Raw genomic sequence first — 26,586 nt, forward strand, 5'->3', positions numbered from 1 at the left:
GTTCTAGATTGAATCAATTAAAACCATCTGCTTGCACGTTACAAGCACGGAGAGCCGTGTGGTAAAAACTGTTGAAGAAAGAAGTAAAAATGCCTCTTATGAACGATCTCAAGTGCTAAAGGTTGTTATAACATTTGGGGCTGGAAAAATGTGTGATGATGCTGGTTTATTTTCTCATAAGGGTAAAGATGGTGTTCAATAGATTTATCATAAGCTTCATGAAATATTATCCTTTAAAATTGTGATATACACTGAAGGGGGGAAGCAAGAGGCTTACTCAATAAGGAGACAAATTATTTACAGATCGGATCTGGTAGAAAATTTAGTTTTTTAAGGCGGAAATGAAGTTGAGATTCAAGGTAGCGTGAAAAGGCGGACACTGATGGTTAAAAATGCATACAAAAGCAGAGTTAACACTCAAATAGTCGCAAGCGATGTTTGAAATTGGGTGTGTGATTTATCTGTAGAATTAAAATTTTTCTTTGATCTTATGTGAAATTAAGATGCTCATTTGCGCAGATTACAAAAAGCCAAGAGAGTATGCTTAGTATATTTCTATTACGAGAACTAAAATAACAACAAAAGCATTGATGGTGATAATCAAGGTTGAATAAAGCATAGCGGCTTTTACGAGATCAGCCATAAAAACCTCTTTCTGTTCTTTTTGAGGTGATTTTATGAATAACAATATGTTACAATCTGTAATATATGCTGATACAATATATTCAGCAAGCTTAAAATCGTTCCTTTTTTATAAAGGCTTGAGGAATTGGAGCACTGTGAATCCTAAAAAAGAAAGTTTTAAAGGGGATATTCATTGGTTTTGTAGGTTTTGTGTTGCAGAAAACTTTTTTATCCTGTTATGCTATAAAACACTGTCATTTATAGCGGTAATATAAGGCATAAGTTTTCTTGGAACGTTTAAGTACTTTTTAGTGTGTGATGAATATTCATAGGTTTATTTGTTGCGTTTTCGTTTAAGTGAATCACATGAGTGGAAAGTCAAGAGAAGATCATTTGACAAAAATTCGGACTGCGTACAGAGCAGATTGAGTTAAGATCTTGGTTTTTTAAGGTGAGCGGAGGAAGATAAAAATGTTTTCTGATCGTTCATCTCATAGCAAGATTGGTTAATGCTGCTCTAATGGGGCATGTTTTTGCACAAAAGAATAGCACGTTCCAAACGAAATATATTTATGTTGTATATTAATATATTTTTATTGCATATTTATGTACTTTTTTAAAGAAATATCTCTCAACGCACACGACAGACAGTTTATGATGACACTCGTAAATGGTATAACGGTAAATTTGAATAGTATAACGGTAAAGCTTTCGTGAAATAATATAAAATTTGAATAATATAAAAATCTATAGAATGCTGCCATCTTTACACTTATGAAAGAGCAAGTCACGGTCATCGTACGATTTCTTCTAATGTTTACTATAGCCCTTAGCATTTAAGAGGGTTCATAAGAGGCATTTTTCTTTCAGTGTATTTTATCAACACATCAGGGCGTTGTTTGTGATGTGCGAGAAAGTGATTTTAATTTATTCCACATGGAATAGATTTGAAATGTGATGATTATGAAAGAGAAGAGCTGCATTTAGAAGGTTGAAAATGAGAGAAAGTTCGTAACAAAAATTGTACCTTGATTATAAAATGATTGTTTTTCTCTGTTTCTATACTAGTAGCGCATGTAAAGCCGCGATGTTAAGAGCAAACTGTGTTATGGAGTGAAATAATCTATAGGAAGATGCAGTGAAAATTCTGAAAATATCAATGTGGGGAGTGTTAAGCGTTATGCATTGGATAATATTTTGATTTATAATGATAATCTATCGTTATTCAATTTGAATTAGAGCCCTAAATACCGATGCATTTTTTCATTCCAAATCTATTCTAGATTGAAGCAATCAAAATCATGTCTTTTGCACTTACAAGTGGGGAGGGGCCATGCGGAGCGAAATTGTACAAGAAAGGCATGCTTTTTGAACCGCACTCAAATTGCCAAGGATATCGCAACATGAGGGGCTAGCAAAATATGTGATGGTGCTGGCTTGCTTCTTTTATTAAGCGTAAAGATGGAAAGTGCTCAATGGATTTTATACACGTCATGGAGATTTATCATTATACCATTCATGGCTGGAAGCGCGAAATAGGCTTGGGTGCACTTAAGAGATGTTTCTTTAAAACAAGCGCGTGAATATGCGATTGAAGACATATCGAACTGATCGGCTAAGAAACTCTTGAAAAGGTTCAAAAAATCTTATATAGTCGTTCATTGCAAAGAAAAGCGAATGATAATTTAAAAAAGAAAGATTGATGGCTGTTTAGCTATTTAAGATGTCTTTTTTAATATTGCCGTATGGCTGATCTGTTCAAAAGAGCATTCTTTTCGTATTTTATGCGAAATACTGCATGTGTGCAGAAAGAGCAGGGGGAGGTGTGTCTTTTTGGATGGGTGTGCACTAATTTTGTAGGGTGCTGTCTTATGGGGTGCCAGAAGGTATGCAAGTTTAGGTGCAGAGAAAGCCATAAAGTTATGGAGGGTAAAATGCTGCTATCGGTAAAATGCTGAAATTTTTAATGGGCTTATGCTGCAAGATATGCTGCGGGTTTTTTGTCGGCAGATAGCTTTTATGGCCAAGGTTCTCGCGAGAGTGTGGTTGTTTTCTGTTGAAGACGTGCTGATGATAAAATAGGCAAAGATAAAATAGGCAAGGCGAAATAGACCAAAATCGACAGAGCCAATATAGAAGTTTCATATTGCTATAAAAGTTTCAGTATTGCTACGTAAGGTTTAAGTCTATAGCGTTTCGATGAATTAGTATAGCCGCAATGATGGTTTTGGAGCAAAGCAGAAAAATATTTGAAAGAATGCGTTGAAAGTTGAAGTGGTATACGCTTTGAAGGATTGTCGTGCTGTTGTTTGAGCAATGTTTGCACCACGAGCTTGGTTGAGTGTATCAGCATTGTAGAGAACCTGTTTAATCTCCCTCATTTGAAAGTAAGATTGAACAATAGTGTTGAAGGGGAAGTAAAAATGTCTGTAGTGCAATATGGTGATGATAGTTTTGCAGCAAAAGCAAAAGTTCTTGATAACAACCTTATTGATCGTGATTGGGCGATGACAAAATTTGTTGCTGCTGTTAAAGGATTAGCTCAAGTTGTTGATTATGAAAGCAATATGCTAGAGAGCAGTGGTATTCCAGATTACGAAGAAATAAATTTGCGTAAAATACGTGGTTTGCGTGATCTTAATAAATCCATGAGTGATGTGAAGCGCTACATGAATCAAGATATTGAACATGAGGTTGAAAGTTTGCTATCTGATTTACAAGGAAAATTACAGCGTAATAGTGAATTACTTCAAACACATTTAAATGCAGTTAATGATCTTTCTAGAGCTATGCAATTATCTGGACGCGCGAAAGAAATAGAGGAATGATTCAAATCTGATTAATATTGGCTGTTCTAAGTGATGACAATGATTAGGTAGAGCAGTTGATTTGGATAAATAGTGCGTTTAGTGAGTAGACATGTTTTAAGCGCATTTGGGTATTTAAATTATTATCCTGTTGTACTGTAAAACGCTGTTCTTAAAACAATGTCGTTTAAGGTGTGGTGATGTGAACCGCATGCTGTGGGGGAAACTAGCTGGAAGAGGACTAAGAGAAGGCGGATTATTTACAGAGCATTGTTTGCAGACTGAGTTAATAGGGCGCTTCATTTTTTAGTCTAGAGAGGCGGATCAAGAGAATATTTAAGCCAGCCTGTGATGCCTTAAAAACAGCTTCCTTGGGGCTGTGGTAATATAAGGTTTTATATATTGAGTCTTTTGAGGGTTGAATATTGCCTATAAGCCTCATGGAGTACTGTCCTTTGAAGTGTGGTGATATGAAGCGGTTAGCTGTTTAAATCTATATGTTTGAGACAAAAATTAAAGCGGTTTAATATTGTTTTCTGCTATTTTAGTTTTTGTATGCTAGATTGGAGAGAGCATCCAGATTGGAGTGAATATATTGCGTATACCTTTGTTGGCGTAATATTTGAAATGGGGAGGCGATCTTATTGGGAAAGAATAAAGGGGCTAGAAATCAGCTTCCTTCTATACCACCATTCTTTAATTTAGCTTTATGTTTTTCAAAAGCATCTAAAAAACTATCTGTTAGATAATGAAGATTACGCATTATTTCAAGATTTTTATTGTGTTTTTTACTGGGGGCACGCCCTTCATGCATGACAAAACACTCAAAATAGAATGGATTTGTTATTCCTAATTCACGACCTTGTTTTTAAGAAACATCTAGGCTCTCAAGCCTATTTTGTGATGGTGTTTATGGGGAGAAACGACATCTCTGATGCAACGGAATTTGTGAATGGTATAATAATAAAGTCCCCATGGAAATCATATAAAATCTATGGGGTACGAGCATCTTTATGCTTAATAAAAGAGTAAGTTGATATTGTTATATTTTTCAACACTGTCATATTCTTTGTTTGCTCCCAATGTTGCTATAGCCTTTGGCACTTGAGAGGGGTCATTAGAGGCATTTTTAATCCTTTCTTAATAGTTTTTTATCCGCAAGGGCTCTTTCCGCTTGTAACTTGCAAGAGACATGATTTTGGTTGATTCAACATGGAACAGGTCTGAAATGAAAGAATCTTACGCTATTTTGGATTCTCATTTTACAAGCAAAACAATGAACACTCTTTATAGATTAATGTGTTATCTTATGAGGGAGTTGGTGTAGCATTGAGATTTTAGAGGGAAAACATGCCTTTAATAATTTATAACAGATATCAAGTTTTTATAGCAGGTATATTAAATGCACATCATCTAAAATAAATGGAGCGTCTACAGCGAAGAAGGGGCTGACTTTTTTTAAAATCCGCATGAATGTTTATTCTGTTGTGCTGTAAAAACATCATCGCTTGAAGTGTGGTGTAAGACATAAAACTTTATGCATGGAGGGGGAATGAGAGAATGCTATGGTATTCAGTTTTTTATTCAATATGCAAAAGAAATATTATAAGTCAAAACCTTCTTTGATGTGATAATGAGTTTTGAGAATTTTAAAAAATATAAGTTTAATAAAAAAGCAGCACTTTGTGCTGCCCTTTTATTTAAGTTAAGATTAGCTTCTGCTTTAGAAACGATAACGTATCCCGCCAGAAAAACTGGTGCCAGATACACCGGCTTTTTGCAGTTTTTGCCGATAGCTGATATCGGCGTTTAACACGATATTTTGCGAAAGATATGCATTCACCCCCATGCCTCCCTCAACTGAAGAGCCGGTAGGATCAACATGAAAGGTATCAGCAATTTTTATGGTTTTACCATCACCAAAAGCTCTGATAACATTCATTTTACCATAGAAGGAGACAGCCTTATTTTCTTCAACAGCCATGATAGTTTTTGTTAAACGTCCACCAATACGCACCAACCATTGACGCGGATTGCCCATCTCTACTTTTAAGCCATCGGCATCTGAGAAGATATCAAACATAAGATTTTGATAAATAAATTGTGCTTGTGGTTCAAATACCAATCCTTTTGCGTTGGTTGCTAATTTCTGACCAATGGTTGCAGATATATTAAGCATCTCAGTACCATCCAATTTTGCGGCATTCCCAACAAGAGCTGTGGTAATATTTCCTTTTAATTTTCCGTAAGAAAGAAGTGTGTTTACATATATACCATTGCTATGTTGGATGCTGCTGTAAGCGCTAAGTGACCATTTATCAAGTGTTGTCTTTTCAGAATCTTGCATCTCTTTTGGCGTAAAGGCAAGTTTTCCGTATGTTCCTAAAAGACCAAAATGTGTGCTTATGTCTTTGCCTTCCAAGGCAGCTAATATGACACCTAGTTGTAAAGCAGTATAGTTTACATCAGCGCCATAACCATAATGCAGTGGATCGCGGTTGGAAGATAAGGTGACTTTCTCACCGTAGGAAGAGAAAAAGATACCATTCTTTTTATTGTCTTCTGCTCCAAAAACTGTTGTTCGCATATTGTCTAACAACGTGTTTTGATTGTTTACATCAGTAAATCCAGCAGAAAATAAAGTATTAGATATGGTTAAATAGTTTGCTACCTGTGGCAAAAGGGCTCGAACTTTTTTATCCTTATCAAGGTAGGCATTCTGTAAACGGAAATCCCAGAAACTACTGTTTTTACCAAAAAGATTTTGACTCTCATGAGATGTTCCAGGTTTATAGCCTGTGAGGACATACTTATAAGGTTGTTGCCCTATTGTCATATAGTTTCCTTCTAACGTGAAGGAATTTTCATTTGCTTGTCCGGAAACTTGAATGATTGAAATCCCATGTGTCCCTAAAGGAAGTGACGCCATATGTTCTTCCCAAACAGCAGAGCTATCGGTTATTTTTTTATCTGTTTCTTGCAGATTGATGTGAACAACAGTACTCCCTGAGACATCACCATTAATCACAATGCGATCGGTCTGTTGCTCCGTGATAGGAGAATGTTTATCCCATTGAGTATTTACATAAATTTCTGCAACACCTTTTGCACTGTAAACCGCTGTTGTATGAGCGATTCCATCTCTTTTCGGAAGATTAGGTCCTATAAACAGAGTTTGATAATGTCGCTCCATTGGCTTGTCGAACATAATGACACTGTCTGTAAGGCGCAATTCAGAAAGGTTCGAGTATGATTTTTTATCAACACCAAACCGTACATGATCATCTGAAACATTATCATTATTTACAGCGTTTTTACTCACCTTTAAAAGCCACTTTGTTCCCTCTTTTAGATCAAAAACTGTTCTATTATCTTTAGAAGTTCTTACCCTACCTTCTAAAGAAGAGTGGTCTGCAACCAGTGTAAGGGTGTTTGTGAAGGCATTTTCGTTCTTTGTATTTTTTAATAAAATATCAGCATGAATTTCTGATTTTTTAAGGTTGACTTCACCGTTTATGTCTGCTCCATAAAGGCTGATACCGCTACCATGTTCAACGAACAGCTTTGTATTCTCTAGGGTTACTTTATCGGCAATATTGGCACCATCTTGTTCTTGAACGGCATTGGTATTCCTTTCAGCATTGGGTGTATATTGTTTTCTAGGGGCATGATATTGATTATTGCGGAAAATAATACCGCTCGCTTCATAATTTCCCGTGACATGTACGCTTGAATCTTTCAGTTTGATTGTGCCTTCTGTATTTACCAAACCAACTGTTTCTGCTGTTGCAGTAATACCTGTAGCATCAATTTTTCCACCATCTGATACACTTAGTGCAACAAAACGCGCATCAACTGTTCCCCCTATCATGTTGACTTTTGAATTATTTCCCTCTGCATGTACGGCAAAACCATTGTCTTGAATTTTTTTGTTATGTAGCGTTATGGTCTTACCGTTTTTAGCCTCAACTCCAAGGCTTACATCCTCAATTTGTGTAGAATTTTCAGGTCGCTTTATTGGTGATATTGGTTTTTCAAGCTCTAATTTTTCAGATACTTTTTGTGCAGAGGCAGATCGTACGGGCACTGTTTTTATAGGTTTTGGCGGTACTTGTAATGCTGGTTTTCCAGTTTCTGATCTTAAAGATATTGGCTGTGCGAGTTCTGGTTCTTTAGGTGTTGGCGATAGCTCTGTTGCTGTTTTTGTAGATTCAGAGTTTGTAAGTGTTGGTTGTAAATTAGGTGAAGGTTGTGTCGCTTCTGGCTGTGAAGATACAGCAGAATTCGATAGTGTTTTTTCGCTGGAAGAATCTGTAGAAGAGGTGGAAACACCTGAACGTCTTCTCGATTTTGCTTCCATTCCTGTCGTTGAAGATTGTGTAAGAGGAGTGCTTTGTACAGTTGTATCGCTTATTGAATTTCTTCTACTTCGCGTTTGGGACACTACAGTATTTTTAGAAGTTACAGTACTTATAAAAGGAGTTGCAGTAGGTTCAACCGTTGTAGGAGGAGTAGTTATTGTTGTTGTACGTCTAGGAAGAGTCGGGTGGCTCCCTTCTTCAGCACTTAGTGGCGGAGAAGGGAGATCTATCGTAGGTTGTGCATTCGCATCATGAAGAGCATAAGACAAGCTGGTGGAAGAACAAAACAGAACTCCAGAAACTGTGTGTAGTAAAAGACTTTTTTTCATATGGATGTATTCCTAAATATTTCCCCCTCTCATAAAGATAAAACTTTGACCTCATTATGTTTCTTTTATAAGAGACAAAACGAAACATAATGAGGGTGCTTTATATTTCAAGATAGGGATACAAGTATTTTTAAAAGTGATAGCGCATTCCGGCGGCAATATTTATTGCAGATATGCCAGCTTTTTTAAATTTATGTTGATAGCTGAGATCACTATGAAGCTCGATATTTTGCGATAAGTGCGCCTGAATACCAAGACCACCTTCGATTAGAGAGCCCATAGCTGCAAGCGGAAAGTTGTTACTAAAAGTTTTGATCGCGTTTAGTTTGCCGTAGAAGGAAAGGGCATGGCCTTTGTTTTGCGTCAAACGTCCGCCAATACGGAGCAACCATTGATGAGGTTTGCTTATGTCTATTTTAGAATTATTGTCATCTGAAAAAGCGCTAAGCATGAGACGTTGATAAACAAGTTGTGCTTGCGGTTCGAGGATTACACCTTCTAAACTGGTTGACAGTTTTTGACCAACAGTTGCAGCGGCTCCTAATATTTTACTGTTCTTTACTTTTGAGGTATCTTTGATGAAAGCTGTGGTGTTATTTTCTTTGAAAATTCCATAAGAGAGAAATGCACTTGCATAGATGCCACTGTCATGTTGAATATTTCCATATGCGGTGAGTGACCATTTATCAAACATATTTTTTTGAAAGTTCTTCTTATTTTTAGGAGTAAAAGACAATTTCCCATATGTTCCGAAAAGACCAAAATTGCTGCTGATATTTTGATCTTTTAGCGCTATTAATGTCGCCCCTGCTTGCAATGCAGCATAGCGAATGTCTGCCTGAATACCATTTTGTTCTGTTTGAGCCCTAGAAGAAAAGGTGTTCTTATTGCCATAAGAGGATAAGAAAAGGCCTCTCTCTGGATCATCTTTGGGTTCAAACATTGTTATTTGCATATTGTCTAACAAGTTATTTTGATTGTTGACATCAGAAAACCCAACAGCAAACATTGCGATAGGCATGACTAAAGAGCTTTCTTTTTGTGGCGTAAGAATTGTTCTTTTTTCTGCCAAATCAAGAGAAGCAGAAGTTGCTGTTGCTTCATTATCTGTAAGTTTAGAGGTGCTCTCGGTATCAGCGGTAGCGGTTCTTTTAACTTTTGTGGGTAATTTCACATGAGCTTTTGTGGATGTGTTAAGAGTCGTTTTTTCTGCTTGCGTTGGTATGTTTATTAAATCAAGGGCATGGCGTGCTTGAGGGCTTAGACCAGAGGCAGTACTGGTAGATGTGAAGTTAAAAGAAGAAAAAAACAAAGCACAAGCGGCTGTACATAACAAAAGATTCTTATGCATAGAGATGTTCCTTAAGATATTTTCTTTTTTTGCTAAAAATGAACCACTTTTTGACACACTACGGTTTTTGTAATGTAGTAAAATATAAGCAGCACTGTTTTCATCTCAGCGCTGCTTACGCGTCAAAATAGAGAGCTAAGATTTCTAAAAGCGATAATGCATACCACCAGAAAAATTAATTCCAGAGATACCAGCTTTTTGAAGTTTATGTTGGTAATTAACGTCAGCATGAAGTGCGATGTTTTTAGAAAGCTGTGCGTTAATGCCAAGCCCACCTTCAAATGAAGAGCCCATAGAATCGAGATGGAAAGATTCAATAACATCGACAGTGCGCTTCTCACCAAAAGCTTTGATGACATTCAATTTACCATAAACAGAAAGAACACGATCTTTTTCAATGGGAAGCATTGTTTTCGTTAAACGCCCTCCAATACGGACCAACCATTGATGAGGGGGCTTTATATTAACTTGGAAGCCATCGATATCCGAAAGAGTGCCAAATACAATACGTTGATAAATAAGTTGTGCTTGTGGTTCAAAGGACACCCCTTCAACACCAGTTGCTAGTTTTTGTCCAACGGTAGCTGATATATTTAATGTATCCGTATTATTTAACTCTGTAGTGTTGCCGATAAGGGCTGTTGTAATATGTCCGTTTAAAATGCCGTAAGAGACAAGTGCATTAACATAGAGACCATTGTCATGGTGGAGGTTCCCATATGCCGTAAAGGACCATTTATCCAGTATGCTTTTGTCAGAACCTTCCATATCCTTTGGTGTAAAAGCAAGCTTTCCATATGTGCCTAAAAGACCAAGATTCGCAGTTATGTTTTGATTTTCTAACGTTACTAATGTCATGCCTGCTTGTATAGCAGCATAACGAACATCTGCACCATAACCATATTCCAATGGACTACGGCTGGAAGATAACGTCATCTTGTTGCCATAAGTTGATAAGAACCCCCCTTTCTTTTTATGACCTTCTAATCCAAAAACTGTTGAGTGCATATTATCTAACAGTGTATTTTGATTATTTATATCAGCCAAGCCAGAGGAAAATATTGCATTATGCATAACCAAATAGCTTGCCATTTGAGGAACAAGAGCTTTGATCTTTCCTTCATCATCAAGAGTCGCATTCTGCAAGCGGAAATCCCAGAAATCACCATTTTCTTCTAAGGGGGCTTGTCTGTTGGTTACTTTTTCAAGGGATGATACATTAGTATTTTGCGCGTTTTTCTGTTTTGATTCCTGTGATATTCCGCTTAAATGACTTTGTGCCTTATCGGCTTTCCCGTGGCTGGATGTTGGTCCATAGCCATTGAGTACGTATTTATAAGGTAAGCCTTCCATTGTGGTGTAGCCATGGGCAAGTTTGAAGGAATCTTCATTGGCTTGCCCAGAAACTTGAATGAGTGAGAGACCACGCGTATTCAAAGGAATAAAATCTTCTGCTTCTTCATTATTGAATGGTTTTGCAGAATTTGAAAGATTGTTGAAATAGACCGTTGTGGTGCCTGAGACATTACCATGAACGAGAACACGGTCAGTTTTTTGTTGTTCTTTTGTAAGGCCATTACTCCATTCAGTATTAAAATAAATCCTCGCGTTGCCCGATGCATTGTAAACTGTTGTTGCATCAGAGCTCCTGTTTTGCTCTGCTCTCGCAACTTCAGCTGTTGGTTGTTTTCCCACGTGCAAGGTTTGATAATGATTGTCTGCTAGTTTATGTGGTGCGTTAAATATGATAGAGCTATTATTAAGGTTTAAGACTGAAACGATTGATTGTGCACGTTTCTTAAGATCAAGGAGCTTATAATCAAATAGACTAAAACTATTTTCCAATTCAAATAGACTAATTTTTAAATGCCACTTGCTGTTATTGTTTAGGGTGAAAACTGTTGTATTTTGAGGAAGTGTTTTTGCTCTTCCTTCCATAATCGAATTATCAGCGTCTAATGTAAAAATAGTAGGTTGAATCTCGACGAATGGTGAGACTTCATTTTTTAATAACACATCAGAGCGAATTTCTGAGTTTTTAAGGTACACTGCGTTAGTTTTAGAATAATAAGGTCCGAAAATACCTACACCGTCGTTTACAAGAAGTTTTGTATTATTAAGAATTGCCTTGTTTACAACTTCTTCTCCTTCTTTTATTGTAGAGCTTAGAATATAACCAAAATTGATACCATAGACTTTGCTGTGGCCTATGACTCTTAATGTTGAATCTTCAATATGGATTATACCGTTTTTGAGTGACAAACCATGCTCTTCTGCCCTTCCTACAATTCCTTTGGCATTAATTTGACCACCTGACGTTGCAGAAAGCAAAGTAAAGCCTGAGTGCATTGTTGAGTTTGTAATGGTAATATGACCTTTTTTAGCAACCACGGCATCATACTTACCACGAACAAAAACATTATGAAGGCTCTTCTCTTCTCCATTAGCTACTTGGACCGTAGGAATCTCAAGAGGTTGTCTATTTGCATAAGTTGGAGCAAAATGAGAAAAAATGAAAGTTCCAGCAATTGTACATAACAAAAAATTTTTCTTATAAATATATTTCTTACACATAGATATGCCTTTAGTATTTGGTATGCTTTGATGCTTACTTCATTCCCCTGATGGCGCAAGTACCCAGTCAGTTTTTTATATCATTATGTTTTTATTGTAAATAACAAAACGAATATTAAATTTTGTTATTTATCGTTTTAAAATTGGTCTTATAAGAACTTTTAAAATAGAAAGCGCAATGCAGTGAAGATGGATTTCAGAAAACCTAGCTTGATAAGTATTTTTGTTTTAAAGTGCTAAGAACCAAAATATTTTGCAAGGATGTTTGTTTCTTAAGGCTGTTATTATGAAAACTCTAAAAGTTTTTAGAGAAGATTTGTTGCGCGCTTGCAAAAAGCTTTCAGATGGTTTTCTTGCATATAGAATTATTCACTATGAATTTTTTTGATGTAAAAAAACTAAAATATTTTGTATTTTTATCAATATATAACAGTTTTTATTGAATCTATTCGATTTTTATAAATCAAAAAGGCAGCTCTCTTGAGATTTCAATCGTCATTGAGAGATAAAGAATTTTATTGTATTTGGTTTGAATGAAATTAATCCTTTTAAGAAAGCTGTATAGAAAGAACCGTTATTAATGGTTCTTTCCGAAAGATTGCAAAAAAGCAGTACATTCGTACTGCTTTTTTTATTAAAAATGAATAGATTATCAGTTGTTTTTGCTTTTTCTTAGAACTGATAGCTTACTCCGCCTGAAAAGCTTGCTCCAGATATACCAGTTTTTTGAAGCTTATGTTGATAATTAACATCAGCGCGAAGTGTGATATGTTGTGACAATTGTGCATTTACACCAAGTCCACCTTCAACAGAAGCTCCCATAGAATCAAGGTGGAATGGTTCACCAATCTGTATTGTGCCATTGTTAGAAAAAGCTTTAACAATGTTTAGTTTACCATAGAAAGAAAGGGTAGAGTCTTGTTGGCTAGAAAGCGTTGTTTTCGTTAAACGTCCACCAACGCGCACCAACCATTGATGAGGATTGCCCATATTCACGTCAAAGCCATCGACATCTGAGAGTGTGCCAAGCATGAGATGTTGATAAACAAGTTGTGCTTGTGGTTCAAAGACCAATCCTTTCTTACTGGTTTCGAACTTTTGTCCAATGGTCGCCGATGCACTGAATGTATCAGCGTTTTTCAACTCTGCAGTATGTCCGATGAGAGCTGTGGTGATATTTCCTTTGAGCATTCCATAGGAGAAAAGTGCATGGATATATGTACCATTATTATGGCGCAGTCCACTATATGCAGCAATTGACCACTTGTCGAGTGTACTCTTGTCAGCACCTTCCATATCTTTTGGAGTGAAAGCTAATTTCCCATATGTCCCCAAAAGACCAAAACTGGTGGTCATGTTTTGATCTTCTAGAGCTGCTAATGTAATGCCTGCTTGTAAAGCAGCATAGTGAATATCGGCACCATAGCCATATTGTAATGGTGTACGGTGAGAGGATAATGTCATCTTATTGCCATAAGTTGAGAAAAAGATCCCTTTGTTTTTATGATCTTTTGTCTCAAAGCTTGTTTCTTGTATTGTGTTCAGCAAAGTATTTTGATTGTTTGCATCAGCCAGTCCAGCTGAGAATATTGCGTTAGGCATGGACAAATAGCTTGCCACTTGAGGAACGAGAGCTCTGATCTTTCCTTCATCATCAAGTGTTGCACTTTGCAAGCGGAAATCCCAGAAATTCTGATTTTTTCTCAAATGGTTTTGTATGCTTCCTACTTGCTCAGAACTTGGTGTTGATTCACCTTTTATATTATTCTCAATCCTTAAAACCACTCCACCTAATACAACGGGGGTCGTGTCGGTTTTTGAGCCCTTTTCTTGTGATTGCTGAGTTACTTCTCCTAAATGGCTCTGTGTACTCTCAGCTTTTCCAAGACGTGATGTTGGTCCATAGGCATTTAAGACATATTTATAAGGCAAACCGCCCATTGTGACATAGCCATTTGCTAGTTTGAAGGCATTTTCATCTGTTTTTCCAGATACTTGAATGAGCGACAGTCCACGCATATTCGCGGGAATAGAAGCTTCTTCTTTTGATGGCTCACCTTTTGAAAGGCTATTGAACCTAATTGTTGTGGTGCCTGATACATCCCCATGGACAAGAAGGCGATCCGTTTTTTGTTGTTCTCTTTCTAAACCATCACTCCATTCTGTATTGAAATAAAACCTTGCATTGCCTACTGCATTATAAACGGTTTTTATAGCGGAGCCCCTGTTTTCCTGTGGATTAGGAAGCGCAATTGTTCGTCCTACACTCAAGGTCTGATATTGCCCCTTTGCTAGCGCATGTGGCGGATTAAACACAATAGAGCTATTATTCAAGTTCAGTACTGAAACGGTAGATAGCGCTCGTTGTTTAATGTCATGCAGTGCATAATTAAATGAACCAAAATCACGATTTATGTCGTATTGACTTACATTTAAATACCATTTGCTATTGTTGTTTAAATTAAAAACAGTTGTATTTACTGCCAAGGTTCTTGCTCTTCCTTCCATAATCGAATTATCGGCAGTTAATACAAAAGTCACAGGATGAGGATCTGAATCTGTTTTCTTTTTTACATTGTTTTGTAATAATACATCAGAACGAATTTCTGAATTTCTAAGTTGAACCTCGGCAACAGACTTTGAAGATGATGGTCCTAAAATACCGACACCGTCTCTCACAAGAAGCTTTGTATTGTTAAGAATTGCCTTATTGATAACTTCTTCACCATCTTTCAGAAAATAATCTAAAATGCTATGAAAAATAATACCGGATTTTCTTTTGGTTTCTATGAATGAATCTTCAATGTTAATGATACCGTTTGAAATTGATAGACCAGTATACAAGGCATTGACTTTTACTTCTTTAGCATTAATACGTCCACCTTGTGATACAGCAAAAGCAAACGAAGCTGAATGTATTGTTGAATTCGTAATTGTGGCAATTGCCTTTTCAGAGGCGTGTACTGCGCTCAATCCATTGCGGATAAAAACGTTATTAAGAGTTTTTTCTTCTCCTTTCTCCAGCTTAAACTCACTAATAATTTCAGGAGGTTGTCTATTTGCATAAGTTGGAGCAAAATGAGAAAAAATGAAAGTTCCAGCAATTGTACATAACAAAAAATTTTTCTTATAAATATATTTCTTACACATAGATATGCCTTTAGTATTTGGTATGCTTTGATGCTTACTTCATTCCCCTGATGGCGCAAGTACCCAGTCAGTTTTTATATCATTATGTTTTTATTGTAAATAACAAAACAAATTATATTTATGGTGTTCTCTATGATTTTAAGTTTTTCTTAGAAAAAGCTTTTTTTATGATCATAAAAAGTCGGAAAAATGGATTTCAGAAAACTTAGCTTGGTTAAGTTTATGCTAAAAACACGATGAAGTATGATATTTAAAATTGTTTATTCAGGATAATCGTTATAAAAGCTCTATAGCGGTAAGATATATTATTTTATGCACTCACCAAAACGATCAGAAAATTTTCTCTGTTATAAGAAGAAGAGATGAGGGGGGGCTATTCATAGGCTTTCTTAAAAGAGACTTTTCCTTAAGGGTAGCAAAGCTTATTTTTCTAAGGACGCACAGCCCATTTCGCGACGGTGGTCATGAATGCTATAACGCCGAAACCATAGAGTCCTATCATCTTTACGCTTACGAAGGAGAAAGCCGATATCTTTACGCTTATTAAAAGAGCAAACCCATTACACACTTTGCTAGCTCCCAATGTTTATGACAAGTCCTTAGTTCTGGATACAATTCATTATAGAAGTTCTTAGGCTTTTCTTATATAACTTTGCTCCACACGCCAGCTCTGCTTGTAACGTACAAGAAAATTTTTAATTGATTTAACATGAAACAAGTTTGAAATAAGAAAATCCTACGATATTCGAGATTCTCATTTAATATGAAAAACAAATAATTATCTTTATACATCAATATACTGATCGGAATGAGAGGGATAAGCATTGTCAAAATGGTTTGCCTAAAAAACGGTACATGGAAATATCAATGAATCCTTATAGGTAGTGTTAAGCTCATGGATTGAAGAAACAGGAGGATACACATAGAAAAGGTATGAAGAGAGAATTTATTTTATCATTATCTTTTTCAATGGTGTTTTCTTTATATTGTCTAAAAATACACTTTGCTTAGCTTTATAGACAAATTCGATAATGAATAGCTGCGCAACCCATGTCAAGAGGAGGAAAAGCGTATTTAAGTGGAAAAGAAAATACTTCAGGAAAAAATGAATTTCATGTGCGAAAAGACAGCATACTTGGTGACATATTCTAGATAAAAATACCTTATATTTTTCTTGATAAAAATTGTTCAATATATTGATTTATAATGGTAATTTATCGTTATTTACATTGAATAAGATTCTCGAATACCGTAAGATTTTCTCATTTCAAAGCTGTTTATCTTGAATCAACTAAAACCACTCATTTGCACATAACAAGTGGGATGAGTGTGTGGATAAAAACTGTACAAGAAAAGACTAAAAATGTCTCTTATGAACCGTCTTAATGCAAGGTCTGTTGCCACATTGGGGGCGGGAAAATATAATGATGGTGCTGGCTTGCTCATTCATAAGCGTAAAGATGGCGTACTCAATGGCTTTACTGTTACAGCATTCATAGGCGCCTTTACGAAATGGATTTGGGTGCTTTAAGAAAAGCCTCTTAAAAAAAGCTCGTTGAATGTGCAACTGGGTGGTGTTCTGTTTTACATGATGGTCGTGACCCCATTAAGAATGAGAAAAATAAAAACGTGAGGCAATGTGTCATCTCCATTACTTAAAAGACATTGCCTTAGATGCTTTTGAAAGTCGTAAATCTGAATTAAGAAATAACGGTAAAGATGAAAACTGGTTTTCACCTTTAAAACTTTATATTCCCCCTAAATTAGGCTGTCTGTCTGTTTCAGAGATTACACAAACAGAAATACGCAATACCCTCGCTCCCATCTGTCATACAAAAGCTGGAGCTGACTAATACAGCACTGATACGTTTCAAGCTTTGTTTCAAACATGTTGCGGCGTTTGGTGTGGATATTGATTTTACAGGCAGTAGAAAAAGCAAGGGCTCTCTTAAGGAGGGGGGGTAAGTCTCATTAGGATTTATATAAAGCAAAAAAGGCAGCGCATTGTGCTGCCTTTTTTAAAATCGAATAGAATGAATAGGCTATTTTTACAGCCTTGATTTAAAACTGATAGCGTATTCCACCTGAAAAACTTGCACCACTTATACCCGTTTTCTGAAGCTTTTGTTGATAGCTTACATCACCATGAAGGGAGAAATTGTGAGATAGTTGTGCATTGATGCCAACGCCGCCTTCAATTGCAGGGCCCATAGGATCAAGGTCAAAGTCTCTACCAATATGAATGGTACCATCATCACCAAAAGTTTTGATCAAGTTTACTTTTCCATAGAAAGACATAGGACGGCTGTTTTCAGTGGAAATGGTTTTGGTCAAACGTCCACCAACACGGATTAACCATTGAGAAGGATTGTTCATATCAACAGTAAAATTATCAGCATCTTCAATGGTGTTAAACATCAAATGTTGATAGGCAATTTGTGCTTGTGGCTCAAAGGTTAAACCTTCCATTCCGGTAGAAAATTGTTTGCCAACGGTGGTGGAAATACTCAACATTTTTACATTGTTCAATTTTGCAGTTTTACCAATGATGGCATTGGTGATATCGCCCTTTATTATCCCATAGGATAAAAGTGTATCGATATAGACACCACTGTCATGCTGTACACTACCATAGGCAGTGAGAGACCATTTATCTAGGGTGCTTTTACTTGCATCTTGCATCTCTTTTGGAGTGAAAGACAGTTGCCCATAGGTACCTAAAAGACCGAAATGTGTCGTGGTATTTTGCCCTTCAATTGCTGCTAATGTGACACCGGCTTGGAGAGCAGCATAGCGGATATCAGCGCCATAGCCATATTTGAGAGGTCCGCGTTCAGAAGATAAGGTTCCTGTGTTTCCGTAAGTGTAGAGGAAGAAACCAGTTTGTTTCTCTTCTTCTTTTCCTAAGACAGATGTTCTGATATTGGCTAAAAGCGCGTTTTGTTTAGCTATATCGGTTAGTCCCGTGTAGAAGAGAGCATTTGGCATGACTAAGTAACTGGCCGTTTGTGCTACAGGGACGATCACACTTGGACCAGAACCAGAGCCATTTCCAGAACCAGAACCATTTCCAAGAAGTTCTGGTTGCAAACGGAAATCCCAGAAATTTTGGTTCTTTTCATCAAAGAGGTTTTGTGCAATATCGGCTTGTCCATGGCTTGAATTTGCTCCATAGGCACGGAGAGTATATTTATCAGGTAAACCACCTCTTGTGGTATAGCCGTTTACGAGTTTGAAAGAGTCTTCTTCTGCTTTTCCAGAAACTTGAATGAGTGAAAGACCACGGACATTGGCAGCTGCAGAGGTATTTGCTGCGACATTGTCATCATCTAAGCGCCCCGTAACATAAACAGATGTGTTACCAGAGACATCTCCATTGATCAAAAGTCTATCGGTTTTTTGGTCATTTATTGCAGCACCATCACTCCATCTTGCGTTAAAGTAAATCTTTGCATCACCCGTTGCGTTGTAGACTTCTTGCGTGTCTGGTTTACCAGAACCTATATGCAATGTTTGGTAATGATCTTCTGTTGGTTTATCAAAAACAATGGAGCTGTTGTTGAGACTAAGCGTGGAAACATCAGAACGAGATCTTTGAGCAATTTCAAGCAGATTGCCATCAGCATCTTTTTCGTTTTTGCTGATCTTCAACGTCCATGTTGTATCGTTTTTCAGATCAAAGTGTACATTTCTGTCTTTAGCAATATTCGCTCTGCCTTCTAGAGTAGACTGATCAGCGCTTAAGGTGAAGGTGCCGTTGGAGATCGCTTTAGCCTCTTTACCATCCCACAAATCTTTATCTTTCCATAACGTTTTGTCCCAAAAAATACCATCTCCTAATAATACGTCGGCATGGATTTCTGAATTTTTGAGATTGACTGTACCGATTGATGGAGCAGCAGCATCTTCGATGCTTTTTTCAACAAAAGCTCCAACGAGAATACCAGTACCATTTTCAGCATGAAGTTCTGCGTTGGTCAGATTGGTCTCATTGCTATGATATTTTTGTGGATCATGCGAGCCATTTGGATTGTTGTCAGAGAAAGTTGTGAATTGTAAACCGGCAACTTCTGCTGTGGCAGAAACATCTTTCAGATCAATATGGCCGCCATTTATTACAACCAGTGCAGCTTTTTTTGCTTCTATTTTATTTTTCTTCCCATTCTGAAGAGCGTCGGATTGGGTATCTAGATCTTTAGAATTAGCATCAATAGCGCCATTGCTCGTTTTAATTGTACTACCTTCAATGGCAAAAAGACCAACATCAACATTTTGAATGGTTGTTTTGCCATTTAACTCAACTATACTATCGGCCTCCCAAGTGCTTACACCAACGGTTGGTTTTTTGGATTTACCACCGGTTATTGTTAAATCTCCACTAACGATTTTACTCCCACTATCAGCATAAAGACCTTCATCAAAATTTTGAATGGTTGTTTTGCCCGTTAACCTAACTTCACTACTAGAGTCCGATGTCCATACACCAGTGCGTTCGTTGTCGGGGCCTTGATCAATCGCTTCACCACCGATTATCGATAAGTTTTCGCTAACGATTTTACCACCAACACTTGCTCCAAGACCGTTCCAAGTATTGTTAATTGTTGTATCGCCATGCAATTCAATTCTGCTATCAGGACCAATTGCAAGTGCACCGGTTCCTTTGCCACCCACCATTAGAGTAATATTCGTGGCATCAATTTGTCCAGCATTTTCTGTAAGTAATACGCTTTTACCTTCATCCCCAATTCCTCCTATGGCAATTCCTCCTGCCATTGTGATCTTAGATCCTGAACCCTCTGCATAGAGTGTATTACCTTTAGATGATGCGACTGTAACATTGTTGTTTAAAGTAATGGTGCTGCCGTTCTTAGCATATACCGCATAAGTGCTCCCATCGAATACTCCTCCAGACACTGTTATTGTTGAGTGATCCTCTGCAAATATGCCTTTTATTACTTCAGTGACGGCTACATTGTTTAAAGTCACAGTGCTGTTTTTAACACTTATTCCTAAGGATATTGGATTATCTTCATTATAACTCGATATTACCACATCTTCCAGCTTGTTTTTTTCACTCTTACTGTTAGAGAAGGAAGCACCAATGCTAGATAAGGAGGCTCCACTTCCAGAAGTTGTAATTTTTCCCTTAGTCATTTGAAGTGTAGCACCGTCTTTGGCTTCAAGGCCTAAGAAAATACCAGAACCAGTGCCTTTAATGGTTGTGCCATCCAGTAACTCAATCGCACTATTAGCACCTTCTGCTGTTACAGCATAGACGGTTTTGTTTGTGCCTTGGTTTATATCTTTATACGTAACAATGGTTAAATGTTTTCCAATGATTTTTCCACCGTCTTTTGCGTGAATAGTTTCATAGGTTTTATCGGATACTTCTTCTTGTTTACCATCAGAAACTTCGAGGGTTTCAGCATGTGCACTGAACTGGATGTTGAACAGAATGATAGCGGCTGCAGCCGTGCATGATAAAAGGGATGTTTTATACACTAGTATTTTCCTTATGAGAGCCCCCAAAATTCATTTCCCCGCGAATTTCATAAGAAGAAGTGAAAATGGATAGTTTTTTTTAAATTCAGTAATTGTCTTTATTTGGTAAGACATTTTTGGTTTTTTGTCAAAATTAAAAAATAATTGATATTAATTATGTCTAATACAAAATGTATTTATAATTGATTTTATTTAAAGAATTATAATTTTGAATATTATTATTCAGAGAAATATTCTGAGATACTGATATAGTGGTACCATGACATCTTTTAAGTGATGGTAGAGATTATTAGATAATGCAAATTGGAGTTATGAGGGAACAGAAAAGGGGGTAGTAGAAGCTTGTAAAAAAGATAACTTACTTGGGTTTAAAGAGGGTTTTCATCTTTCAACACAGTGGTATTAACTTATTTCTAATAGACTTCTCTTTTTCTCAAAGTAGCAAGTACTCTTCATCCATTTGGGATGAAGAGCTCTGTTGTGTTTTGTCTTGGTGATTTTCGTAAAGAACTAAGTATAAAGAGGGAAGGGTGCTTTAAAAGGAAAAAGGATGACTTTAATGTACAAAAAAGGCAGCACATTGTGCTGCCGTTTTGTTAAATCGAATAGAATAAATAGGCTATTTTTACAGCCTTGAGTTAAAACTGATAGCGTATGCCGCCTGAAAAACTTGCACCACTTATACCCGTTTTCTGAAGCTTTTGTTGATAGCTTACATCACCATAAAGGGAGAAATTGTGAGACAGTTGCGCATTAATGCCAACGCCGCCCTCAATTGCCGTTCCCATGGGATCAAGATCAAAATTCTTGCTAATTTGTACTTTTCCCTTATCACCAAAAGTTTTGATTAAGTTTACTTTTCCATAGAAGGAAATGGCAGGACCATTTTCAGTGGTCATAATGGTTTTGGTTAAACGTCCACCAACACGGATCAACCATTGAGAAGGATTTTTCATATCAATTTTTAAATTATCAGCATCTTCAATGGTATCAAACATCAAATGTTGATAAGCAAGTTGTATTTGGGGCTCGAAGGTTACTCCTTCCATTCCGATAGAAAATTGTTTGCCAACGGTGGTGGAAATACTCAACATTTTTACATTGTTCAATTTCGCGGTTTTACCAATGATGGCATTGGTGATATCGCCCTTTATTATCCCATAGGATAAAAGCGTATCGATATAGAAACCACTGTCATGCTGTACACTACCATAGGCAGTGAGAGACCATTTATCTAGGGTGCTTTTACTTGCATCTTGCATCTCTTTTGGAGTGAAAGACAGTTGCCCATAGGTACCTAAAAGACCAAGATGTGTAGTAGTGCTTTGCCCTTCAATTGCTGCTAATGTGACACCGGCTTGGAGAGCAGCATAGCGGATATCAGTGCCATAACCATATTTAAGAGGTCCGCGTTTCGAGGATAAGGTACCTGTACCCCCATAGGTAGAGAGGAAGAAATTGTTTTTTAGATTGTTCTGCTCTCCAAAGACTGTTGTTCTCATATTGGCTAAAAGTGCATTTTGCTTGGCCATATCGGCCAATCCAGCATAAAATAGGGCATTTGGCATAACCAAATAGCTTGCCATTTGTGGTACAACGGTTCTTACTTTTGAATTGGGGTCAAGAAATTCAGGCTGCAAGCGGAAATCCCAGAAATCTTTATCCTTTTCATCGAATAAGTTTTGGTTAGCATTGGCTTTGCCATAGCTTGATACTGGTCCATAGGCAGTTAGCGTATATTTATAAGGAGTTCCTCCTATGGTGGTATAGCCATTTTTCAATTTAAAGGAGTCTTCTTTTGCTTCTCCAGAAACTTGAATAAGTGAAAGTCCACCTATATTTGAAGAAGCAGAAACATTTTCTACATTCTCTTTATCTCCTGAGACTTTGACATAAACTGTTGTGGTGCCTGCTACATCACCGTGAATGAGAAGCCTATCGGTTTTTTGTGCATCTATTGCAACACCATCACTCCATATAGCGTTGAAATGAATTTCTGCCTCACTAGAAGCATTATAGACGGCTTTGGTATCTGGTTTACCAGAACCTATATGCAATGTATGATAATGATCTTCTACCGGTCCATTAAAAACAATAGAACTATCATTGAGATTGAGCACAGAAATATCAGAACGTGACCTTTGAGCAATAGCAAGCAGTTTTCCGTCATCATCGGTTTCTTTTGTACTGGTTTTCAATATCCATGTTGTCTTGTTTGTCAAATCAAAGCGTGCAGTTCTGTTTTCTGCAATTTTTGCTCTTCCCTTTAATACGGAGTGATTAGCATTTAGTGTAAAAGCAAAGTTATTTTCTTTAGTTGATGCTTTGGCTGCTAATAAAATATCGGCACTGATTTCTGAATTTTTGAGATTGGCTATACCGATTGATTGGTCTGCGTTAATTCCAATACTATTTTCAGTGCGAATCTTTGTATTTGTCAAGTTGATTTCTAAGGCATTATCGTCCTCGGATTTATCAAATGTTATGCCACTGTTTTCTGCTGCTGCAGAAACATTTGTTACATCAATATATCCGCTATTTTTTAAAACAAATGCTGATCCTTTTGCTGCTACGGTCCCTCCAGTCATTTTAATCGTGCCACCGTTTTCTGCATAAAGCCCGATGAAAGTATTGCTAATTGCTGTATTTCCATGCAATTCAATTAAGCTGTAAGGATTGCTGGCAGCTGTACCGTATCCGTTGCCATCCATCGTTGTTAGAGCAACGTCTGTGACCTTAATATGTCCACCGTTCATTGCAAACAATGCCATGGTTTTCGCAGTTACTGTTCCACCAGTCATTATAATTGTGCCACTATTTTCTGCTTCAAGTCCGGTTACAGCATTATTAATTGTTGTCTTTCCATATAATTCAATCAAGCTTTTAGGATCGGTTGCAGCAGCACCATAGTTACCATTTGTTGTTGTTAAAGCAACATCTGTGACTTTAATATGCCCACCGCTTTTTGCAAGCACTGCCACGTTTGTTGCGGTTACAGCTCCTCCCGTCATTGTGATTGCACCACTGTTTTCTGCATTGAGCCCGATGAAAATATTATTAATCGTTGTCTTTCCATATAATTCAATCAAGCTTTCAGGATCGGAGGTAGCTGCTCCGTATCCGTTGCCATACATCGTTGTTAGAGCAACATCTGTGAGCTTAATATGTCCCCCGCTTTTTGCAAGCAATGCCATGTTTGTTGCGGCTACAGTTCCACCCGCCATTGTGATAGTACCACTATTTTCTGTATAAAGTCCGATGAAAGCATTATTAATCGTTGTCTTTCCATCCAATTCAATCAAGCTTTCAGGATCGGAGGTAGCTGCTCCGTATCCGTTGCCATACATCGTTGTTAGAGCAACATCTGTGAGCTTAATATGTCCCCCGCTTTTTGCAAGCAATGCCATGTTTGTTGCGGCTACAGTTCCACCCGCCATTGTGATAGTACCACTATTTTCTGTATTAAGCCCGATGAAAGCATTATTAATCGTTGTCTTTCCATATAATTCAATCAAGCTTTTAGGATCAGTGGTAGCTGCACCGTATCCGTTGCCATCCATTGTTGTTAGAGCAACATCTGTGACCTTAATATGTCCACCGTTTGTTGCAAACAGTGCCATGTTTGTTGCGGTTACAGTTCCACCCGCCATTGTGATAGTACCACTATTTTCTGTATAAAGTCCGATGAAAGCATTATTAATCGTTGTCTTTCCATGTAATTCAATCAAGCTGTCAGGATCGCTGGTAGCTGCACCGTATCCGTTGCCATCCATTGTTGTTAGAGCAACATCTGTGACCTTAATGTGTCCACCACTTTTTGTAAGTACTGCCGCGCTTTTCCCAGTTACAGTTCCACCCGCCATTGCGATAGTACCACTATTTTCTGTATAAAGTCCGATGAGAGCATTATTAATCGTTGTCTTTCCATGCAATTCAATCAAGCTTTCAGGATCGGTGGAAGCAGCACCGTATCCGTTTCCTTCCATCGTTGTTAGAGCAACATCTGTGACCTTAATATATCCACCGTTCATGGTAATCAATGCTGCGCTTTTCGCAGTTACAGCTCCTCCCGTCATTATGATGACACCACTGTTTTCCGCATCAAGTCCATTTATAGCATTATTAATCGTTGTCCCCCCATCCAATTCAATAAAGCTGTAAGGATCGGTGGAAGCTGCCCCGTTTCCGTTTCCGTCCATCGTTGTTAGAGCAACATCTGTGACCTTAATATATCCACCTTTTTTTGCAAATAATGCTCTGTTTCCCGCAGTCACTGTTCCTCCCATCATTATGATTGTAGAGAATAAACCGTCTGCATAGAGTCCATCACCATTAGATGATGTAACTTGAACGCTGCCTTCTTTACTATTGGCTAAAGTAATGAAGCTACCGTTCATTACGTATAGTCCTACGTGTTCTCCATTAAATGCTCCTCCTAATATTCTTACTTGAGAACCATCTTCTGCGGATATGCTGGTTTCTGCTTGGGTAATGGTTACATTTTTTAAAGTGAGATGACTTCCGGCAAAGGCCGTTATTCCTGTGTATAAAAACTCTTCTTTTTCATTTTCTAATTCACTTTCCCATCCAGGGTCTAATTCATTGTCCGATGTTTTTACATTTTCTAGCTTGTCTTGATCGCTTATGCTGGTATTTGCATAAGTAATGGTTACATTTTCTAACTTGTTTTTATTGCTTTTACTCTCATTGAAGAACGCGCCAGTTTCAAAAGCCGTAATGGTTCCTCCAGTCATTGTGATTGTGCTACCGTTTGCTGCATAAAGCCCAATTACAGCGTCATTAATGACCGTATTTCCGTGTAGTTCAATTGTGCTGTCAACATCATTAGCTATTGCACCGATTCCGGTACCACCTGTTTTTAAAGTAACATCTGTGACGTCAATATATCCGCCATTTTCTGCAAGTAATGCTGTACTTTTTCCAGTGACTGCTCCTCCTATCATTGTGATTGTGGATTGTGCACCATTTGCATAGAGTCCGTCACCATGAGATGATGTAACTTGAACACTGCCTTTTTTATTATCGGCTAATTTACTATAGGTTAAAGTAATAGCGCTGCCTTCCGTAGCAGATATTCCTTTGAGTTCTCCATCAAATGCTCCTCCTAATATCGTTACTTCTGAATGATCATTTGCAAATATACTGGTGTTTGCTTGTGTAACTGTTACGTTTTCTAAAGTAACTTTGCTTTTGTTGTCAGCATTTATTCCCTTATCCATGAAGTGGCCATTTTTACCGCTTGATATTGTTACACCTTCCAGCTTGTTTTTATCATTCATACTGTTTTCGAAGAAAGCGCCAATTTCAGAAACCGTAATAATGCCTCCAGTCATTTTGATTGTAGCACCATCTTTTGCATTAAGGCCAAGACGAATGTCAAAGTCAGTTCCTTTAATGGTTGTGTCTTGCAGTAATGTAATGGCGCTTCCAAGACCTTCAGCTGTTACAGCGTAAATATCTGTGTCTTTATCCCCAACCACAGTTAAATGATTGCCGGTAATTTCTCCGTTGTCTTTTGCATGAATAATCTCATACGTTGTGTTAGATACTTCTTTTTTCTCGCCAGAAACTTCAAGAGTTTCAGCATATACATTGAGATGGGTGTTGAATAACATGACAGCTATGACAGCTGTGCAGGATAAAAGGGATTTTTTACACATCAAAATTTTCCTAACTTATAAGAGCCACACACTCTTCCCCCGCTTATAAGAAGGATATTAAATGGATGGGCATTTTAGAGATGGAAGGTGAATAGGCTATTTTTATTTTTATGTAAAGTATAAATTAACTTATTCGTTTAATATATAATGTAATTATATTTAAATTCATTTTGTATTAAAATAAATATATTATGTTAATATTATATA

At 37.3% G+C, this 26,586-nt stretch carries 10 protein-coding genes and 1 pseudogene; 3 read left to right on the top strand and 8 right to left on the bottom strand.

The genetic code is table 11. From position 1 onward, the window contains the following. The first annotated feature begins 58 nt into the window (after positions 1-58). On the top strand, positions 59-202 hold the full coding sequence (locus tag ACFIKU_RS06410) for a hypothetical protein (protein ID WP_273723552.1): 144 nt from the start codon (positions 59-61) through the stop codon (positions 200-202). Between the two features lie 2,845 nt (positions 203-3,047). Further along, the gene (locus ACFIKU_RS06415; protein WP_375657005.1) at positions 3,048-3,452 is read left to right on the top strand and encodes a flagellar protein FlgN; all 405 of its coding nucleotides are present in this window, start codon (positions 3,048-3,050) and stop codon (positions 3,450-3,452) included. Positions 3,453-4,101: 649 nt separating this feature from the next. Here the strand turns inward: ACFIKU_RS06415 and ACFIKU_RS06420 are convergent. The 6 genes from ACFIKU_RS06420 to ACFIKU_RS06445 form a co-directional block, all read right to left on the bottom strand. Continuing rightward, positions 4,102-4,245, bottom strand: coding sequence for a hypothetical protein (locus tag ACFIKU_RS06420; protein WP_375657006.1), 144 nt, complete (start codon positions 4,243-4,245; stop codon positions 4,102-4,104). A 909-nt stretch (positions 4,246-5,154) separates the two neighbouring features. Continuing rightward, positions 5,155-8,121: an autotransporter outer membrane beta-barrel domain-containing protein gene (locus ACFIKU_RS06425; RefSeq protein ID WP_375657007.1), complete on the bottom strand. Its 2,967-nt coding sequence runs from the start codon at positions 8,119-8,121 to the stop codon at positions 5,155-5,157. 130 nt (positions 8,122-8,251) lie between these two features. Further along, a complete protein-coding gene (locus ACFIKU_RS06430; RefSeq protein WP_375657008.1) occupies positions 8,252-9,472 on the bottom strand; it encodes an autotransporter outer membrane beta-barrel domain-containing protein in 1,221 nt (406 codons plus the stop codon). Positions 9,473-9,616: 144 nt separating this feature from the next. After that, positions 9,617-12,046, bottom strand: a complete 2,430-nt coding sequence (locus tag ACFIKU_RS06435; RefSeq protein WP_375642208.1) for an autotransporter outer membrane beta-barrel domain-containing protein — start codon at positions 12,044-12,046, stop codon at positions 9,617-9,619. Positions 12,047-12,718: 672 nt separating this feature from the next. Beyond that, positions 12,719-15,196, bottom strand: coding sequence for an autotransporter outer membrane beta-barrel domain-containing protein (locus tag ACFIKU_RS06440; protein ID WP_375642207.1), 2,478 nt, complete (start codon positions 15,194-15,196; stop codon positions 12,719-12,721). 430 nt (positions 15,197-15,626) lie between these two features. After that, entirely contained in the window at positions 15,627-15,764 is a 138-nt protein-coding gene (locus ACFIKU_RS06445; protein ID WP_375657009.1) for a hypothetical protein, read from the bottom strand. 795 nt (positions 15,765-16,559) lie between these two features. Between ACFIKU_RS06445 and ACFIKU_RS06450 the strand changes: the two are divergent. Continuing rightward, positions 16,560-17,147: pseudogene (locus ACFIKU_RS06450) on the top strand (integrase); the annotation flags it as partial. 110 nt (positions 17,148-17,257) lie between these two features. On the opposite strand, the gene ACFIKU_RS06455 reads toward ACFIKU_RS06450, so the two are convergent. Continuing rightward, entirely contained in the window at positions 17,258-20,698 is a 3,441-nt protein-coding gene (locus ACFIKU_RS06455) for an autotransporter outer membrane beta-barrel domain-containing protein (RefSeq protein ID WP_375657010.1), read from the bottom strand. A 638-nt stretch (positions 20,699-21,336) separates the two neighbouring features. Beyond that, complete coding sequence (locus ACFIKU_RS06460) at positions 21,337-26,379, bottom strand: autotransporter outer membrane beta-barrel domain-containing protein (RefSeq protein ID WP_375657011.1); 5,043 nt, start codon at positions 26,377-26,379, stop codon at positions 21,337-21,339. Positions 26,380-26,586: the final 207 nt, after the last annotated feature.

It is taken from the genome of Bartonella sp. CM120XJJH (assembly GCF_042194715.1).
Taxonomy (GTDB): Bacteria; Pseudomonadota; Alphaproteobacteria; order Rhizobiales; family Rhizobiaceae; genus Bartonella.

Coding starts and splice junctions, on each gene's coding strand:
- ACFIKU_RS06415 (WP_375657005.1), top strand. CDS start 3,048: ATGTCTGTAGTGCAATATGGTGATGATAGTTTTGCAGCAAAAGCAAAA.
- ACFIKU_RS06420 (WP_375657006.1), bottom strand. CDS start 4,245: ATGCATGAAGGGCGTGCCCCCAGTAAAAAACACAATAAAAATCTTGAA.
- ACFIKU_RS06425 (WP_375657007.1), bottom strand. CDS start 8,121: ATGAAAAAAAGTCTTTTACTACACACAGTTTCTGGAGTTCTGTTTTGT.
- ACFIKU_RS06430 (WP_375657008.1), bottom strand. CDS start 9,472: ATGCATAAGAATCTTTTGTTATGTACAGCCGCTTGTGCTTTGTTTTTT.
- ACFIKU_RS06435 (WP_375642208.1), bottom strand. CDS start 12,046: ATGTGTAAGAAATATATTTATAAGAAAAATTTTTTGTTATGTACAATT.
- ACFIKU_RS06440 (WP_375642207.1), bottom strand. CDS start 15,196: ATGTGTAAGAAATATATTTATAAGAAAAATTTTTTGTTATGTACAATT.
- ACFIKU_RS06460 (WP_375657011.1), bottom strand. CDS start 26,379: ATGTGTAAAAAATCCCTTTTATCCTGCACAGCTGTCATAGCTGTCATG.